Source organism: Acinetobacter sp. 742879, assembly GCF_000588535.1.
Classification (GTDB): Bacteria; Pseudomonadota; Gammaproteobacteria; order Pseudomonadales; family Moraxellaceae; genus Acinetobacter; species Acinetobacter pittii.
Genome location: NZ_JFYC01000011.1, coordinates 90,838 through 108,357, shown reverse-complemented (window position 1 = coordinate 108,357; position 17,520 = coordinate 90,838). Strand labels below are relative to the sequence as shown.

Here is a 17,520-nt window from a genome sequence, read left to right as displayed (position 1 = left end):
AACGAGTTATTGGGCATGTCAAGTGGTAATCGATAACTGACAATAGCACATGTCAATTTTAAAGAATATAAAAATATGCAACTTTTTGCATAAAATAAAAATTTTAATTATTTTATTAAAAAACAATTGATTAAGGATCTTTATTTTAAAAAGATGCTCCAATTAACTGTCTGGTATATTCAGTCTGAGGCTTAGAAAATAGAAGTTCAGTTTCCTGATATTCAACAACTTTTGCATGACGTAATACCATCACTTTGTGGCAAAGTGCTTTTACTATATTGAGATCATGACTAATGAAAATATAACTTAACTGCTCAGTTTGTTGTAATTGTCTCAACAACTTGATCATGGCTTTTTGCGTGGTCCGATCTAAGGCAGAGGTAGGTTCATCCAAAATTAAAAGTTTAGGCTGAACCACTAAAGCTCTAGCTAAGGCGACACGTTGACGTTGGCCACCTGAAAGCTCATGTGGGTAACGATATTGAAAATCTTCAGCCAATTCAACTTTTATCAATACAGATTCAATTTGCTGTTTGATCTCGTCATTATCCACTGCTTTTAACTTTAAACCTTCCGCAATAATCTGCCCTACTGTCATACGCGGGTTTAAACTACCAAAAGGGTCTTGGAATACAAGTTGAAAATCTGATCTCATCAAGCGTAGGGCTTTGGACTGTAGCTGATTTAAATCTTGACCTAAGAAAACAATCTGTCCTTTGCTCTGAATAAGCTGAACCAAAGCGAGGGCTAACGATGACTTACCCGCACCACTTTCACCAACCAGCCCAAGTGATTCACCTTGAGCAAGATCAAAACTCAAATCTTCTATTGCAGTGAAATACCCTTGAATGCGATTTAAAATTCCTTTTCTTATAGGAAACTGCACGCTGAGCTGTCGAACTGATAAAACATTCTGTTGAGAGGGTCTAGACTCTACACTTCCAAAATCATGATCTAATAATTGTGCTGTATAACTAGTTTTAGGATTTGCAAAGATTTGGCTCAGTTCACCTTGCTCTACGACACGCCCACTTTGCAATACAATAAGTTTATCAGCATAGCGATGTACTAAATTGAGGTCATGGCTAATTAAAATAAGTGCCATCCCATATTTGCTTTGCAAAGATTTTAATAGCTCTAAAATCTGTATCTGTAAAACCACATCCAACGCAGTAGTAGGTTCATCAGCAATCAAAATTTTAGGCCGAAGCGCCAATGTCATCGCGATCATGACACGTTGTCTTTGCCCACCAGAAAGCTCATGAGGATAACTTTTTAAAATTTGTTCTGGTTCAACAATTCCCACATCTTTTAACAGTTCAAATATTTGCTGCCGGACTTCAAGTTTTGAAAACCCAGATAAAAGAAGATTTTCCCCTATAATTTTTTCAACCCGATGGAGCGGATTTAAAGCACTAGCAGGTTCTTGAAAAATCATTGCGATTTGTCGACCACGTAAATTTGATTGAGCTCTTTCATCTAGCTCAAGCATATTTTGTGAACCAATCCAGACCTGACCCGTTATTTCTAATTTTTCTTGTAGCAAGCCCATTATTGCTAAGCAGCTCATCGATTTACCTGAACCACTTTCGCCCACAATAGCCAATGTTTCACCTTCACTTAAGTAAAAACTTAGATCTTCTAATAAAACGTTTTTGTCTTTAGTTTGAACCGAAAGTTGCTCTACTTTTAATAATGCTAAAGCGGAATTTAAATTATTTTCTTGGGTCAAAAGCATCACGAGCCGCCTCCCCAATATAGATTAAAAGTGAAAGAACAATCGCCAGACTAAGAAAGCCTGAAATTGCTAGCCATGGCGCATCTAAATTATTTTTACCTTGTAGTAATAATTCACCTAAAGAGGCCGCATCTGGCGGTAGACCATATCCTAAAAAATCAAGAGCAGTTAAAGCGCTAATGTTAGTTGTTAAAATAAAAGGTAACTGAGACAAACTCGAACTGATCGCATTTGGCAAAATATGCCTAAAAATAATCGCGTGTTCAGTCACTCCCAAAACTTGGGCTGCACGAACGTAATCAAGCTGGCGAGCTTTTAAAAACTCTGCCCTAACAACGCCCACCAAAACAGTCCAGCCGAAAAACAACATAATGAAAAATAGCCAATATACATTTGGAACAAACATACTGACTAAAATCATGACCATAAAAAGCATGGGCAAGCCATTCCAGACTTCAACTAAACGTTGCCCCAATAAATCGACCCAGCCACCATAGTAACCTTGAATAGCGCCTACCGTAATTCCAAATAAAGCAGAACAAAATGTTAAGGCCAAGCCAAAAAGCAACGATACTCTTAAGCCATAAAGAATACGCGCAAGAACATCCCTTCCTTGATCATCTGTTCCCAACCAGTTTTGCTTGGAAGGTGGTGATGGCACAGGAACTGCCAAATCTAAATTGGGAGTTTGATATGAAAATTGAATGAGTGGCCAAACTGCCCATCCTTTAGCTTCAATAAGCGCTTGTACGGCGGGGGCTTTATAGTCAGCTTCTGTTTCAAACACCCCACCAAACGCAGTTTCAGGATAAGTTTTTAACACTGGTAAATAGTAAGAATCTTCATAGTTCACTAAAAGCGGTTTATCGTTAGCAATTAACTCCGCGGCTAATGACAAAACTAAAACCAGACTAAATAAAATAAAGCTTGCCCAGCCCAATTTATGCTGTCTAAAACGCTGTAATCGTGTCCGCACAATTAAAGACATTATTTGCCTCCTTGTGCGTCAAAGTGAATTCGTGGATCAATCCATTGGTACAACACATCACAAATGAGACGTAAAATTAGGCTAAATAAAGTAAAGAAAAATAAAACACCAAAAATAACAGGATAATCACGCTGAACAATGGCTTCAAAGCCCAACAAACCCACCCCATCTAGGTGAAAGATAATTTCTACAAATAGGTTACCTACAAAGAAAATACCTGCTAACGCTTCTGGCAATCCTGCGAGCACAACTAAAATGGCATTACGAAAGACATGCTTATATAAGACCTGTTGGCTGTTCAACCCTTTTGCATAGGCTGCTAAAACGTAGGGTTTATTGAGTTCTTCTAAAAATGAGTATTTAGTTAAATAGGTTAAACTGGCAAAACCGCCTAATACCATGGTAATGAGTGGCAGAGTCATATGCCATAAATAATCGGTAACTTTGCCCCAGAGACTGAGTTGATGAAAGTTATCTGAGACTAAGTTTTGTAGTGGAAACCATTGGAAATAAGACCCACCCGCAAAAAAAACAACTAACAAAATGGCAAATACAAAACTTGGTACAGCGTACCCCACCACAAGCACTAAAGAAGTTGATCGATCAAACCAAGAGCCCTGCTGTTTTGCCTTTTTAATTCCCAGCGGAATAGAAATGAGATAAATGAGCAAAGTACTCACCAACCCAAGCGAAATCGAAACAGGCATTTTTTCCCACAACAATTGCACAACAGGTTTATCTTTAAAGAAACTTTGTCCAAAATCTAAAGTTAAATAGCCTTTTAACATTAGAAAAAATCGTTCAGGAGCAGAACGATCAAAGCCGTACTGAGCCTTAATTTGCTCAACCATTTCAGGGCTTAAACCTTGAGCACCTTGATAATAAGTTTCTGCACTCAATGCACGGCCAATTCCCAAATCGCTTTGTGCCTGATGTATTGCTTGCTCAACTGGTCCACCCGGTGCAATTTGCACAACCACAAAATTAATCAATAAAATGACGAATAATGTGGGAATCATTAAAAGAAGTCGCTTGAGAATATATGAACCCATATAACAGGATTTCCTTTATGGCAGGGGCTTTTTTTTGTTGATGTAAATATTTGGCAACTTTTTTGGCTTTGTTTTCATCACTCCACCAATATTCTATCCCAGAAGAAAATGCTGGTTTAATTTTAGGTTGTTGATACATATTCCAATAAGCATACCAGTTTTCACCTTTACCATAAGTCGGGATTTGATAATACCCAGCTCTAAGCAATCGATCGAGAATGCGAGTATAAATAACCTGCTGTTCACGATTTTTACTCGCAACGAGTTTTGAAATCACTTGATCAATTACTGGATTGCGAATTCCAGCATAATTGTAATTTCCATCCTGAGCTGCGGCGATACTCCCCCAAAATTGAGTCTGTTCATTTCCCGGATTGAGAGATTGAGGCAAACTCATTGTGGTCATATCAAAATCGTAACGACGAGTCCGTTCTAAATATTGCGGAGCATCAACCTGACGCAAATTAACTGCAATACCTAACTTTTTTAAGTTACGAATAAAAGGTAAAAGTGTTCGTTGTTTACCATCTTGCTGAATTAAAAACTCAAGCTGAACTTTCTTGCCCTCAGGGGTAAAGAGCTGCCCTTCTTTAACTTTATAGCCAGCTTGTATAAGCAATTGGCGCGCAGTTAATAAATTCTGACGATTGAAACCACTCGCATCAGACACGGGGTATTTCCAATTTGCTAAAACACCTTGCTGCATGATTGGAGATAACTTAGGCAATAACGGCTTTAACAACTCTAATTCAGTTTTTGAAGGTCGGCCTGTTGCTGCTAATTCACTATTTTCAAAATAACTTTGTAGGCGCTGATATTGTCCATAAAACAAAGCTTTATTCTGCCATTCAAAGTCATAAGCATAGGTTAAAGCTTGTCTAAAACGAATATCATTTAAAGGTTTTCGTCGCGTATTAAAAACATAGCTTTCAGTGGCGATAGGATTATGATGACGAAACTTATATTGAGTAACCAACCCTGCTTTTACGGCTGGAAACCGGTAATCAGTTACCCATTTTTTAGGATTAGTTTCTTCATGCAAAGTGTATTGCCCAGATTTAAATCCTTCAAAAGCAATATCCCAATTTCGATAATAAACATATCTCAAGCGGTCAAAGTTATAACGCCCCTTATTAATAGGTAAATCTTTTGCCCAATAATTTGGATTTCTTTTATAACTGATGCTTCTACCCGGATCAACTCGTTCAACTACATATGGCCCCGAACCAATAATCGGTTGTAAGGTAATTCGGCTAAAATCTCTTTTTTGCCAATCTACTTTTGAATAAATGGGTAGGGTTGCCAAAATGAATGGCATTTTAGGGTTATGTGTAGACTTAAAACTAAACTTTACTTGATGAGCATTTATTACTTCTGTTTTTGCTAAATCAGCAAGGTACATTTGCAAACCTAAATTAGATTTAGTCTGATAGGCATCAAAACTAAATTTAACATCTGCCGCAGTGACTGCCTGCCCATTACTAAAACGCGCCTTAGGGTTTAAATAGAAAGTCACTGATTGCGTTTTTTCTGGGTCAAAACTCACTTTCTGTGCCAAAAGCGGATATAAAACCCCGACCTCATCAAGTGATTGAGTCATTAAGGTATCAAAAAGATAATTCACGCCTTCTGTAGCATTCCCTTTCCCATTCATACTATTGAGGTTATCAAAAGTTCCTTGAGCTGCCTGACTTAATAGGCCACCCTTAGGTGCATTAGGATTTGCATATGGCATAGCCATCATTTCTAAATACTTAGGCTTAGAATGAATCGCTATATATGAAGTGGTTTGCTGTGCAGAAAAAACACTATGGGAAATGACACTGAGCCCGACTAGCAGGCTCAGTTGAAAATTTAATTTATGCATAAGTGGCTAATTATTTTACAAATTAGGCACTTTAATCACATCACCAATGCGAAGCTGAGTAGAAGGTGTCAAATTATTCAGCTCAGCCAAGAAATTGGTTTCTAAACCATATTTGCTAGCGAGGCCAATTAATGTATCACCACGCTTCACTTTGTATTCCACAACAGTTTTTGGAATCACAATGTTTTGGCCGCGCTGTAAGTTAGCATTTGCTTTTAATGCATTCATTTCAGCCAGTTCACGCACTGAAATACCAGCACGGCTCGCAATACTATTTAAAGACTCACCAGATTTAACCGTATATCTTTCAGTGTTTTTACCAGCAGCAACTGTTTTAGTTGAAGACTTAGTATCTACTTTAGCTGTTTCAACTGTAGGCACATCACCCGTTAGCTTTAAACGCTGCCCCACACGAACGCTACTGTTGCGTGAAAGACCATTTAATGAAGCAAGGTAGTCCAACTGTAAGTGGTAGCGATTAGCGATATTACCTAAGCTATCACCAGATTTAACTGTATAAGTTTCCGGTGTTTCTTCTTTGGCGTTTTTAGAAGATTTAGTTGGCGCTTCTTCAACCGTACCTGTTAGTTTTAAGCGTTGACCAGCACGCAAACCAGCAGTACGAGACAAACCGTTTAGGTCAGCCAAATAGCTTGTTTGCAAATTATATTTACTCGCAATCGCATTTAAGCTATCGCCAGACTGTACAACGTATTGTTCTGGAACACTTAAGCCTGCCGGTACTTTTAAAGTTTGACCAAGCTGTACATGGCTATTTGCTTTTAAGTTATTTAACTCGGCTAACTCAGCCAAGCTAATTTTTGATTTAGTTGCAATACTCGATAAAGTATCACCACGTTGTACTTTATAGCCTTCTGTTTTATAAGAAACACTTGCTGATGCTTTCTCTGATTTACTAGAAGCCTTAGTTTCAGCAACTTCATCTACAGAAATATCTTGTGTAGGCACATTAATTTTTTGGCCTACCATCAAGTTGCTACCGGCAGTTAACCCTGGAGTTAATTCAGCAAGTTCCTGATTAGAGAGCGCATAACGATCTGCAATCAATTTAAGATATTCACCGCGCTTCACAGTATAGCTTTTAGTTGCTATACGTTTTGCACTTGCCTGAATAGCTTTCGGTTCTACTTTAGCACTTGAGCGACTATTTTTTGGTTCTTTTAACTGTAGTTTTTGCCCAACAAATAAGCCATCAGTCACTGATAAATCGTTATATTCAGCCAATTGTCTTACTGACAAATTAAACTGGTTAGCCACACCGCTTAAGCTATCGTTAGCCTGAACGACATATACATCTGGTTTAGCTGTGCTTTTTGAAGTCGTTTGAGTTTCTTGTGGCTTAGCATCATAAAGGTAAAGCGTTGAACCAACATATAACGTCTTTTCAGGATCAATCTGGTTCCACTTAGCAACATCGCGCCAGTTTACGCCGTTTTTCATCGCAATAACGGCTAAAGTATCACCCGGTAAAACTGTATAGGTACTACGTTTGCCTTTTGGCTGTACAACCACTACATCTGTATCAGTTTTAATGTAAGGCTTGTCTTTATTGCGCTGCCCATCTTCAGAGTTAGCTACAGTCACATCTTCAGCTAAAGTTTTTGGATATGCAAAACCTTTACTTACTTCTTTACCTTGTTGCTCTGCAACTGATTGGCTTGTTTGAATCGCAGTTAACTTAATTTTGCCATCATAAGGATCAACAATTTCTGTTCCTTGTGGTGCAATAGCTTTTAACTCAGCAACTACTTGATCTTTTTCAGCCTGCGTTGGTTGTGGCTCTAAAGCTTGTTGAACTGTTTCTTTCTCACCTTCAGCTCGAACTGCCGCTAAAATCTTTTCACGTTCTGCAGCCGAGATTGGTGGCTCTGTCTTCACTTGCTTAATATTTGCCGCAGGTGTCACAGCAACAGGAATACGTGGAGCACTTGGTACATCAGCCGAAGCTGCAAACGCGGCTAAAGCATCAGACCCACGAGGAGTTGAAGTTTTTACCGTGGTAGAGCTACTCGTTGTTTTAGTAGGTGTAGACGGTTTAACCGGTTGAACCTGATTTGCAGGCGTGGTTTTAATTGTCACAGATGTTGAAGCACTTACATCTGGCTTAGATGGTGAGGTCACATTTGCCCACCAACCTGAACCACCGCCTGACTTCATACCTTTTAATTTATTATCAATTGAAGGACTTAAATCGGCTGGAATCAAGATACGCATTGGACTCGCTGGGTCTACCATTTCACCACGATATCCCGGGTTTAATGCATAGAGTTCCGAACGACTTAATCCAGCTACAGAAGCAATTTCATTTAAAGATAAAGGTGCAGATAAAGTCACTTCACGGAAATGGGGTCTATTTGCAATTGGTGGTAAAGAAATACCGTAAGCTTTTGGATTTTTAATAATTTGGGCAACAGCCAAGAAACGAGGAACATAGTTCATGGTTTCTTGAGGTAATTTTAAAGACCAATAATCAGTTGGTAAACCTGCTGCCTGATTTCGGTTAATTGCTTGTTGAATACGTCCCGGTCCAGCGTTATAGGCTGCTAAAGCAAGCTCCCAAGAACCGAATTGGTTATATAAGCTTCCTAAAAACTCATAGGCAGCACGAGTCGACTCAACAACATCTCGACGGCCATCATACATGCCTGTTTGCTTTAAGCCATAAATACGGCCAGTACTCGGAATAAACTGCCATAAACCTGCTGCTGCAGCACTACTTGTTGCAGCTGGGTCATATGAACTTTCAATTACAGGTAAGAGTGCAAGTTCTGTCGGCAAACCACGGCGTTCAGCTTCTTTAACTGTATGGTACAAATAACGACTTGCGCGGGCACTTAAACGATCAAGATAAGGCTGACGAGAAATAAACCAACTACGCTGAGCTTCAATACGTGAATCCCAATGGTTCAAATCCATTTTGAAACCAACAGACATACGTTTCCAGACATCACCGTGCTTTAAAATAAGCAGGCGGTCACCCTCTACAGCACGCATATCAGTTGCTGAAAGTAAGTCTTCCAATGAATCAAGACTACTCGCATCTAAATAACCTGCACCACTGACCTGTTTCGATTTTGAGGTTTTTGCAGATTGCGGAGTCGATGAACAGCCTGTTGTAATACCCAACGCAGCTAACGCAGAGCTAAGTACGGTAATTTTAAACAATGATGCTGCAGATGGCTGCCACACAAATGTGGTTGGTTTATACATAAAAACTTCCAAACAACTCGCGTAATATTTTTTTGGGGTCTGCCCACAAACCCTAGGTCTTCGATGCCATTGTAGTAAAGCATGCAAGATAGACAAGGCAATAATTTAATGTCATTTGCATGGAAATGTTACAAGAAATTAAAAAAACCTTGCTTTGATACGATGGAACCGAACTTTTTGCGTATACAATACACCATATTCAGTTCTTTTTCTTTTAGTTTAGGTTTCGATTTATGTCTCAAACAATCACACTGTATGTTGATGGTGCATGTCGTGGCAATCCGGGTTTAGGTGGTTGGGGCGCATATGTCATTACTGAGCAGGGTGAACATAAATTATTTGGCGGTGAGCCTGATACGACCAATAACCGTATGGAACTCACTGCTGCCATTGAAGGTGTTTCATTTTGCCCAGCCGATGCACATTTGATTATCTGGACAGATTCAAATTATGTGAAGCAAGGTATTACTGAGTGGATTCATGGTTGGAAAAAGAAAAACTGGAAAGATGTAAAAAATCCTGACCTTTGGCAGAAATTAGATGCTGTCTGTACAGGTAGAAATATTGAGTGGAACTGGATTAAAGGCCACGCAGGACACCCTGGCAATGAAATGGCAGACCAGCTTGCTAATTTAGGTGCAGACAAAACTGCGAAAGAACTCAAGCAACCACAGTCTGCCACTGTATCGCAAGATATAAAAAAGCCTGAACAGGACTGGCTGCTAGATGACCCTTTCGGGTTTGATCTGGCTGACGCAACTGAAGAAGAAAATATTCATCTTGAAGCATCTGAAGAAGTTGAGATGATTGAAGTAACCGAAGAAATTATCGAAGTTGAAACTGTCGAACAAGAAAGTAAGCAGCCAACCAATAACATTCATCCTCAAATCGTTGTGACCGAAGCCAAATTAAAATTACAAGGCCCTCGACAACTGATTCTCGATACGGAAACTACTGGTTTTTATTTCCAAGATGGCGACCGCATTATTGAGGTGGGCGCGATTGAGATGATTAACCGTAAGCTTACGGGTAGCTCGATTCATATTTATATTAACCCACAAAAACCAGTGGGAGACTCAGAAAACATCCACGGTATCAGTGATGATTTCTTAAAAGATAAACCGCTCTATGCGGACATTGCTGACACCTTATTTGACTATCTCAAAGGTGCAGAGATTATTGCCCATAACGCGACCTTCGATATGAACTTCCTTGATATGGAGTTTAAGCGCGTAGGACTTCCTGCACTTTCTGAAGTATGTGAGGTAACGGATACTTTAGCTTTAGCGAAAAACAAACATCCTGGACAAAAAAACTCCCTTGATGCGCTTGTAAGACGTTATGAAATTCCAGCACGTGACCGTACTTTCCACGGCGCATTACTCGATGCTGAAATTCTTGCTGATGTTTACTTGGCAATGACTGGTGGTCAGGTTTCTTTTGATATAGATGCCTTATCTCAGAGTGAAAATAGCCAGCAAACAACCAATAGAAGCAGAGTTCAAATTGACCTCCCTGTAATTTACCCTTCAGATGAAGAGTTAAATACACATGAGACTTGGGTCAAAGAATATGAGGAAAAACACGGAGAACCTTGCCTTTTTGCAAAATAAATTTTTGATTCTTTAGTGTTTTTAGCTTTTCCCCTTTGTAAGTTAAGTTATATTAGTCGCATAGATTTTTAGCTCAAATTATTGAGCACTACGAATATAACAATTGATTTTTTTTGCAAAGGGGAACGTTTATGTCTGAGCATACGTCGATTCATTTCGATCCAACAGCTTTACTCATCATTAAACATGAAATTGATCGTTCAATAAAACTGGTTGAAGGTGCAGTAAGTACCTTAATTGAAGAACAGGCTCTCCCTTTTGGTATTGATGATGCATTAGAACAATTTAAACAATGCACTCAAGTTCTACGCTTAATTGATGTTCCTTATCTTGCAAAAATCACTCAATATTCGACTGAGTTGATGCAAAAAATTATTGCGAATCCAGCCCAAATTAATACTGATGATGTCGTTGCCCTAAGTGAAGGCACAACCATGGTAAAGCGCTATATTGAATTTATCTGTTTGCGTGAAATACAAGTTCCACAATTTCTTCTTACGACCTTAAATAATTTAGAATTGGCTTTAAATAAGCCACTGACTACCTCCGGACAAGCTATTGTTCCTTTACTTGCAAATACTTCGCTTGAACTGCCCTTGCCTGAAATATTAATTAGTGAAAAAACTCAGTTCATCCATCAACTATACAAACTATCTCTACACCAATTTTTAAAAAAGACAGCTTCAGCTCAGAATTTTCAAGCCTTTAAACTTATTGCAACCTATTTGGTCAGCATGGCGAACACTCAGCCAAGCCAAAAGTATTGGCAGCTCGTCAATTATGCTTTTAACCATATTGATAACCTACTTTTAAATGATTCACGTCTACGTGTACTGATTAATATTGAAAGTCATATTGCTCTATTTTTAGCAGCGCCCGAAAGTTTTGAGCCCAATTTAGCTGCCTTCGCAGATATTTTAAGTATTGTTATTGCTCAAGAAGATGAGATTGCTCACCATATTCGTAACCAGCTTCATATTGGTGATGAAACACCAACTGATACTCAATTACTCATTTTAAGTCGCCATCTCTTTGGTCCGGACTTTGACACGATGCACACAGTCAGCCAATTAATCTTAGATGAAATGAATAAGGTGCGGAACGATATTGAATACAACTATCAAAATATGTCGCCTGAAAAAGCACAGCAACTACAAGTGAGCCTTTTACAATTGGCTCATACCTTTAAACTTCTAAACCTTGATGAAGCCGCATCTGCTCTTTCTCAACAAGCCAGCAGTTTAAGTCAACTTAACATTTTAAGTGATGAAAACTATGCTCAGCAGCTGATGAACAGCATTTTATCTGCTATGAACTCAATTGGTATTTTGGTACGCAATTACACGTCAAATCGTCTACAACTTAGCGTAAATAATACGGCGATTTCTTTAGACCGTCTTGATGAAGCTCATCAAGCTTTGCTTACCGAGACAAAAAATTTAATTGATTTTATCTGTCAGAGTCTTACTTTGTATGCCAATGATCAGACACAAAATATTGAAGCCATTGCAGGTTCATTAAAAGAGTTAGCGGGTGCAGCTGAATTTTTAGGAAGTACGACGCAACAACATGCTTTACTCCAAACTGCCCAATTTGTTCAAGAGCAACTTGAACAAAACCAGCCTTTTAATACAGACCAAATTCACTGTATTTTTAACGTATTAGCAGGCATTGACATGTTAGTTGACAATTTAAAAAATAAACAACCTGTTCTACAATCCATGTTTAATGTAGCATTGTCGAGTAGTCAACAACTTCAAAAAAAGGCAGCTTAATGTCTGAATTATCACTTGCTTATATTTTCCATCATCAACAATTACTGGTTGACCAGAATCTCCAACTACCCAAAGTCGAAAAGTTAGCAAGTGATTTACTTTTCACTCATGATGAGCAAGTCATTGCACGTGACTTGCTTGCTGAGGAACCTATCCCCGAAGGCTTACAACTTGTCCCAATTCGCCAGCTTATTACCAGCTGGTCGAAAGAACAGTTTTTGCAAGCGAGCCGTGCTGTTCAATTACTTGAATGGCGACGTAACCATAAGTTTTGTAGCCACTGTGGACATCCGACAGAAGTTCATCCAACCGAATATGCAATGGTATGCCCTTCTTGTCGCTACCACCAATATCCTCGTGTAAACCCTTGCATTATTACCGTCATTACTCGTGGTGATGATGAAATCTTGCTGGCTAAGTCAGTTCATAACAAAACCAATATGTATGGTTTGATTGCAGGTTTTGTTGAGGTAGGCGAAACACTTGAAGAGGCAGTACAACGTGAAGCCTTTGAAGAAGTAGGTTTAAAACTTAAAAATATTCAGTATATGTCCAGCCAGCCTTGGCCATTCCCAAGTAACCTTATGGTGGCATTTCGGGCAGAATATGAGTCGGGGGAAATTAAGCTTCAAGAAGAAGAAATTGCAGATGCCCAATTCTTCAAAATTGATCAATTACCTGAGATTCCGTTTAAAGGAAGTATTGCGCATTCAATGATTATGCAGATTACCCAAGCTGGGTAATCTGCCGTGTTTTAAACGAGAGTCTCGTTTAAAACACTTCTTCGAGAAAATGTAAGATCGTTCTTTTTGTTCTGAAATAGTGGCTAATAAAGCTAGAAAGACTGGCCAAAATTGTAATATGTCCAGTTTTAGGAATCACAGCGATATGGCTGTGATTTCCACTCTGTCTTAAAGCCCGATCCAAATCCAACGTATTTTCTTTGCCGACAAGCTGATCATTTTCAGCCATGAGCAAGTAATGTTTAATACTATTTTGATTGACGAAATAGTATGGCATCACTTCTTGATAAGAAATGCTTTGATCAAAAGCATCTTCAGCTAGTGGATCACCCTTATAATCAAAATGATAAGGTCCAGCTAAACCGAAAATCGCCTTAATATTTCCTAAACATTGAATAGGATTTGGCGTTGGGTGATAAACAGCAGACATTACATTAAATGCCCCTGCCGAATGTCCCATAAGCACAACATTTTCTGTAGAAATTTCTAGTTTGTCTTGGTTTTGATGTAAATAATTCAATGCCTGAGTCAGGTCATCAACAAAACTCGGAAAAATATTTTTAGGCGCTAATTGATAGTTGATAACTGCAACGTCATAACCTTCTTTAGCAAACGTCTCACCAATAAAAAGATAATCTCGCTTATTACCATGTTGCCAAGCACCACCATGTACAAAAACAATAAGAGGCTGATGTGCTAGTTTTTTAACAGATCGGTAAATATCCAAACGGTGACGCGGCTTTAGACCATAACGTACATTTGCGACCTGTTCAAAACCATCTTTTGGCGTAAAACGGTTTAAAGCAAAACTCCCCAAATCATAAAGGCGGAACTCTTTATAAAGAGTTCGCGCCTGTTCAATTTTACTTTGTAGTTGTTCAATCAGATTCATATATTACTGTGCATTCGAAGCTGGATCTGTTTGGTCAGGATCAATTGCAACAGGAGTTTGAACTGTTGGTTGAGCAATGACGTTATTAATAATTGGTGTAGTCGTTGCACTAGCAGTACTCGCCGCTGGCGCAGGTGCTAAATCAACGTTATCAATGAGTGTCACAATTTTGGTCACGTTACCAACATTTTGAAGCACATTATTTAAATCATTAATTTCAGCTGTATTTAAACGGCCCATTACATAAAGTACGCCGTCTTCGGTATGGACAAGTACTTTACTGTCCGATACAACTGGTGCTTTCATTAATAGAGCACGTGTATTTGCAGTTACACCAGCATCTTGCATGATCGTGTTATAGCTGACCTTATTACCCACGGTAATGTAGTTATGTACAGCTTTTACATCACTCATGGCTTTAAGATTGTCTTCTGCCAATTGTTTCAAGTATGGGTCTGGCACTTGTCCTGTTAATAAAACAGTACTGTGGAAACTTTCGATATTAATACGTGATTGTTTAAAACGCTGATCAAGCTTATAGAGGTTAATATTCGCTGTACGTTTAATTGAAGAATCAATGAATACCTGACCTAAGCTACGTACACCACTATCTGTTCCGACTGGAGCTGTACCTGTTCCACCAGAAATAAAACTTGCGCAACCTGACAAACTTGCGACACAAAGCGCTGTTACAGCAATACGTTTCAACACTCCACCAGACTCCTATCAATCTCTTCTTGGCTTGATCATAAAACATCGGTTTTAATTTGCTCAAAAGAGTAATGAACTCTTAATCCAAAGTAAATGCATTTTCGATCCATTGCAGATCATAATGGAAATTTGAAAAGTCTTGCTGTACTGTTTTTGCAATTTTCTGTGGAAAATCAAAACAAATCACATCAAAACGACAATAAAAATCCTGATAAGATGGGTAGCGCTGTAAAAAACGCATCGCGGTTTTAATAATTTTCTTCTGCTTTGTTCTTGTCCCCATTTCGCAAGCCTGTCCATAATTTCCTATAGTACGTGCCTTTACCTCAACAAAAACCAGCTCTTGCCCTCTTTTAACAATCAAATCCACTTCACCACCGCGTGAATGGTAATTACTGGTTACCCATACATAGTTTTGCTTTTGTAACAGGTTTAAAGCCGTTTGCTCTGCCCATTTACCCAACTGCTGCGCTAATAGCATTCTTATCTTCCCCAAATTAAAAGTAGCAATACATATTTTGATGCTTAAATTATTTCGTTAAATCCACCCGTACTTTCTGATCTAAATTGAACAAATGAAGATCAGATCATTTTGGAAAAGCAAAGCTTGGCAGACATTGTTCACGCCCAAATCATAATTTCGGGTAAACTACCCCCATTAAAATTGTTTATCTGTACGGAGTAAAACCAAATGAGTGCTCAGTTATTCGTTGTAGCCACCCCAATCGGGCACTTAGATGATATGACTTTCCGTGCAATTGATATTTTAAAATCAGTTTCTATCGTAGCTGCCGAAGATACACGTCAATCAGCACAATTATTTAAGCACTATAATATATCGACTCAACTTACTGCATGTCATGACCACAATGAAAGTAATAAAATTGAGCAGTTAGTTCAAAAATTACTTGCAGGCGATAACATTGCTTTAATTAGTGATGCCGGTACACCACTTATTAGTGACCCTGGTTTTAAGTTAGTTCGAGCTGCTCAAGAACATGGCATTAAAGTTGTTCCTGTGCCTGGCGCATGTGCTGCAATTGCCGCTCTAAGTGCAGTAGGTCTACCGAGCGATCGTTTTAGTTTTGAAGGATTTTTGCCATCAAAAGCTTCTCAACGTATTTCTCAATTAGAAAAACTCAAAAATGAAACTCAGACCTTAATTTTCTATGAAGCACCACACCGTATTTTAGAATGTGTAAAAAATATGGCTGAGGTATTTGGTGAAAACCGCCCTGTAGGTTTCGCACGTGAAATTACCAAAACCTTTGAAACCATCAAAAAAATGACTTTAAAAGATTTGGTCAGTTTTATAGAAAATGATCACAACCAAGAAAAAGGCGAAATTGTTCTTGTAGTTGGCGGTGCACCAGAAAAAACAGATCTGGAACAAGAAAAACTAGATGAGCTTTTAAAGCGCTTACTTCAAGATTTATCTGTTAAAGCGGCATCTCAACTGGCTGCTGATTTAACAGGAGTTAAGAAAAAAGTCGCTTATCAACGTGCGCTTGAGTTAACACAATCTTAATCTTTTGATTAAGCACAGTGATGAACAATAAATAGCCTTCATCATCACTGTGCATGAATTTTGCATAATAATATTAAAGATAAAAATAAGAGTATTTACATGACTGTACAGCTTGGAAAACTTGGGCCGCATGAAGAGTGTGAACTAGAATTATTACTTTCAGGCGAGAAACCTATCGCTTTGTTTTATGATCTATTACCTACCGAGTTTTTAGAGCATCTCGAGCAAGGTACTTTATCTATGCTGAGTAAAGATATTGAAACCTCTTTACCTTTACCATTTTCAATTATGCTGATCTACAAAGATGCACCTTTAGCAAATTTAAATGAACTTGTGTTATGTATTGAAAAATCACTAAAGGAGACTCAGCTCGAAGATCGCTTAGAGCTTGACCGTAGAATCGGACAACTTTTAGGTTACTCAACACAAGATATAGAGTTTTATATTCAGCATGTTTCAAATTTTTATGCCCGCTCACGGACTTAAATTTATCTCAAGATATTTTTTGCTGACTGAACAATTGTCTCAGTTAATACATCAAGTTGCTGCGACTGTCTTTTCCAGTGGTGCCAATATAAAGGAACATCAAGTTCGGCTTCAGGCATAATATCAACAAGTGTTCCATTTTCGAGTAGTGGCTGAACCTGCAACTCGGGCACCATGCCATAGCCTAAACCTAATTGAATTGCTTTGACGAAAGCATCTGTTGCTGGAATAAAACTATAAGGATAACTTTGCATCGGTAAACCGTATCCTTTTAATAGAACCTCTGAATGCATTAAATCTTTATGATTAAAAATAACTGCTGGTGCTTTTCTTAATGCGTCTCTATTCACTCCAGCACTGAACCATTTATTTACAAATTCAGCAGAGGCCAACATTTTATAACGCATTTTTCCTAGTGGTTGAGCTAAACAACCTGACATGACCTGCTCTTCTGCCGAAATACAGGCATTGACTTGTCCTGTCTCCAATAAAGTGTGCGTGTGAGATTGATCATCAATTTTTAGTTCTAATACTATTTTTTCTTTAAAAAGCGTTTGCTGAATATTTGGTAAAAGCCAAGTAGCTAATGAATCTGCATTTGAAGCTAGAGCAATTTTATAAAATTCAGATTCTGATGATTTTCCCATCAAACCTTGTAATAAATTTTGCTCCATTAATCTCGTATGACGTAAATGTTGCAATAAAGTTTGCCCCGCTTGAGTGAGCACACACGGGCGCCCCCGTATAATTAGAATTTGTCCTAAATACTTTTCTAAAGCCTGTACGCGTAAGGACACTGCTGAGGGTGTAATATATAAATGCTCCCCTGCCGCATCAAAACTTCCCAATTCTGCGACTGCAAGAAAGGCTTCACATTGTTTGCTATCTAACATATC

General features: G+C 38.6%; 13 protein-coding genes and 1 pseudogene. 5 read left to right on the top strand and 9 right to left on the bottom strand.

The features are described from left to right. Positions 1-145: 145 nt before the first annotated feature. The 5 genes and pseudogenes from J690_RS17760 to J690_RS17740 all read right to left on the bottom strand — a co-directional run bounded on the left by J690_RS17760 (position 146) and on the right by J690_RS17740 (position 8,876). Positions 146-1,741 carry an ABC transporter ATP-binding protein gene (locus tag J690_RS17760; RefSeq protein ID WP_155762599.1) on the bottom strand — a complete coding sequence of 532 codons (1,596 nt, stop codon included), beginning with the start codon at positions 1,739-1,741 and terminating at the stop codon, positions 146-148. After that, entirely contained in the window at positions 1,716-2,726 is a 1,011-nt protein-coding gene (locus J690_RS17755) for an ABC transporter permease (protein WP_032037286.1), read from the bottom strand. Before J690_RS17755 ends, J690_RS17760 begins: the two co-directional genes overlap by 26 nt. After that, on the bottom strand, positions 2,726-3,778 hold the full coding sequence (locus J690_RS17750; protein WP_032037285.1) for a microcin C ABC transporter permease YejB: 1,053 nt from the start codon (positions 3,776-3,778) through the stop codon (positions 2,726-2,728). Before J690_RS17750 ends, J690_RS17755 begins: the two co-directional genes overlap by 1 nt. A gap of 34 nt (positions 3,779-3,812) precedes the next feature. Further along, positions 3,813-5,645, bottom strand: a pseudogene (locus J690_RS17745) (extracellular solute-binding protein); the annotation flags it as partial. A gap of 15 nt (positions 5,646-5,660) precedes the next feature. Further along, entirely contained in the window at positions 5,661-8,876 is a 3,216-nt protein-coding gene (locus J690_RS17740; protein WP_032037282.1) for a lytic transglycosylase, read from the bottom strand. A gap of 233 nt (positions 8,877-9,109) precedes the next feature. Here J690_RS17740 and dnaQ point away from each other — a divergent pair, with 233 nt between their 5' ends. From dnaQ to nudC, 3 genes are all read left to right on the top strand, one after another. After that, positions 9,110-10,489 (top strand): DNA polymerase III subunit epsilon, encoded by a 1,380-nt coding sequence (gene dnaQ, locus J690_RS17735; protein WP_032037279.1) that lies wholly within the window; start codon positions 9,110-9,112, stop codon positions 10,487-10,489. Between the two features lie 131 nt (positions 10,490-10,620). Then, positions 10,621-12,264, top strand: coding sequence for a hypothetical protein (locus J690_RS17730; RefSeq protein WP_032037277.1), 1,644 nt, complete (start codon positions 10,621-10,623; stop codon positions 12,262-12,264). Then, the gene (nudC, locus tag J690_RS17725; protein WP_005070517.1) at positions 12,264-13,007 is read left to right on the top strand and encodes an NAD(+) diphosphatase; all 744 of its coding nucleotides are present in this window, start codon (positions 12,264-12,266) and stop codon (positions 13,005-13,007) included. Before J690_RS17730 ends, nudC begins: the two co-directional genes overlap by 1 nt. Positions 13,008-13,035: 28 nt before the next feature. Here nudC and J690_RS17720 read toward each other — a convergent pair whose 3' ends face one another. From J690_RS17720 to J690_RS17710, 3 genes are all read right to left on the bottom strand, one after another. Further along, entirely contained in the window at positions 13,036-13,899 is an 864-nt protein-coding gene (locus J690_RS17720; RefSeq protein ID WP_014206106.1) for an alpha/beta hydrolase, read from the bottom strand. A 3-nt stretch (positions 13,900-13,902) separates the two neighbouring features. Then, positions 13,903-14,610, bottom strand: a complete 708-nt coding sequence (locus J690_RS17715) for a BON domain-containing protein (RefSeq protein ID WP_002117601.1) — start codon at positions 14,608-14,610, stop codon at positions 13,903-13,905. A 79-nt stretch (positions 14,611-14,689) separates the two neighbouring features. After that, on the bottom strand, positions 14,690-15,091 hold the full coding sequence (locus J690_RS17710) for a YraN family protein (protein WP_032037276.1): 402 nt from the start codon (positions 15,089-15,091) through the stop codon (positions 14,690-14,692). A 210-nt stretch (positions 15,092-15,301) separates the two neighbouring features. On the opposite strand from J690_RS17710, the gene rsmI reads away from it, so the two are divergent. Both rsmI and J690_RS17700 read left to right on the top strand, forming a co-directional pair. Further along, the gene (gene rsmI / locus J690_RS17705; protein ID WP_005075551.1) at positions 15,302-16,138 is read left to right on the top strand and encodes a 16S rRNA (cytidine(1402)-2'-O)-methyltransferase; all 837 of its coding nucleotides are present in this window, start codon (positions 15,302-15,304) and stop codon (positions 16,136-16,138) included. 99 nt (positions 16,139-16,237) lie between these two features. Then, positions 16,238-16,624, top strand: a complete 387-nt coding sequence (locus tag J690_RS17700; RefSeq protein WP_032037274.1) for a hemin receptor — start codon at positions 16,238-16,240, stop codon at positions 16,622-16,624. Positions 16,625-16,626: 2 nt separating this feature from the next. Here the strand turns inward: J690_RS17700 and J690_RS17695 are convergent, their stop codons facing one another. After that, on the bottom strand, positions 16,627-17,517 hold the full coding sequence (locus J690_RS17695; protein WP_032037271.1) for a LysR family transcriptional regulator ArgP: 891 nt from the start codon (positions 17,515-17,517) through the stop codon (positions 16,627-16,629). Positions 17,518-17,520 lie beyond the last annotated feature (3 nt).